At 43.0% G+C, this 1,343-nt stretch carries 1 protein-coding gene; it reads left to right on the forward strand.

The genetic code is table 11. The annotated features are described in order from the left end of the window. Positions 1-137 precede the first annotated feature (137 nt). Positions 138-1,223, forward strand: a complete 1,086-nt coding sequence (locus tag JGK16_RS32655) for an RNA-guided endonuclease TnpB family protein (protein ID WP_293187238.1) — start codon at positions 138-140, stop codon at positions 1,221-1,223. The last annotated feature ends 120 nt before the right edge of the window (positions 1,224-1,343 follow it).

Consider the following 1,343-nt stretch of genomic DNA (forward strand, 5'->3'; position numbering starts at 1 on the left):
GGGGGCTAGAAACTGTAACTTGATTCTTGGACAAATCTACCCATTGTTGCTCAATTGTGGGTAGCTTTTTCACTCGCAAGTTCTGCTAAGGTTGGAATATGTCACAAGCCTGCGCGAGAAGGGATTAAAGGACTGCCATGTTACTCGGATTCAAAACCGAATTGAAACTAAATAGTCGGCAGCGCATACTTTTAGCTAAGCATTGCGGAGTGGCGCGTCATGCTTGGAATTGGGGTTTGTGGCTGACCAAAAATATTCTTGGTCACAACCAAGCCAATCCCAACGAAAAGCTCAAATTTCCCACAGCTATTGACTTGCATAAATTGTTAGTAGCTATGGTGAAGTCGGAGAATGCTTGGTATTACGAGTGCAGTAAATCTACACCACAACAGGCATTAATGGCATTGCGAGATGCATGGAAACGATGTTTTAAAAAGACTGCTGGTGTACCGAAGTTTAAGAAAAAAGGAAGGCGAGATTCTTTCACATTAGAAGGAACGGTCAAAATCTGCGGGGTTAACAAAATCCAAGTTCCCGTAATTGGCGTCCTCAAGACTTATGAAAGGCTACCACAAGTATCAACCAAGTCTTGCGCGATATCCCGTATTGCCGACAGGTGGTTTATCAGTTTCAGGTTTGATGTAGAACAGCAAGAATCATGCCAAACAAGCATTGTAGGCGTTGACCTCGGTATTAAAGCATTGGCTACTCTATCAACAGGTGAAGTAGTTATCGGTGCTAAATCCTACAAAAAATATCGCGACATACTCTCAAGGATGCAATGGTTGAGTCGCCATAAAGTCATCGGTTCGAGCAATGGTCAAAAAGCACAAGTCAAGATAGCTAGACTGCATAGAAAGATAGCTAACATCCGTCAAGATACGTTGCACAAACTAACGACATTACTTGCCAAAAACCACGGTGTAATTGTCATAGAAGACTTGAACGTAAGCGGAATGATGGCGTTGCACAAGCTAGCTGCATCTGTTGCCGATATGGGCTTCTTTGAGTTTCGCAGACAGTTAACCTACAAATGCGAGTTGTACGGTTCAAAGTTGGTAGTTGTTGACCGTTGGTTTCCCAGCTCAAAAACTTGTTCTAATTGTGGAACTAAAAAAGAAACACTCTCTCTTTCTGAACGAGTGTTTGAATGCAGTCATTGTGGTATTGTTGTTGACCGCGATTTGAACGCAGCGATTAATTTGTCAAAAACCGTCAGTTAGACGGGGTTAGCCTGCGGACTGGTGAGTGCCGACACTACCAGGATGAAGCAGGAAGTAAACGAAGCTCAAAGTCCAATATTGTCCAATCTTGAGTAACTTTGGGTAGGATTTATGTAACGG

The organism is Microcoleus sp. PH2017_09_SFU_O_A (genome assembly GCF_020738625.1).
GTDB lineage: Bacteria > Cyanobacteriota > Cyanobacteriia > Cyanobacteriales > Microcoleaceae > Microcoleus.

Coding starts and splice junctions, on each gene's coding strand:
- JGK16_RS32655 (WP_293187238.1), top strand. CDS start 138: ATGTTACTCGGATTCAAAACCGAATTGAAACTAAATAGTCGGCAGCGC.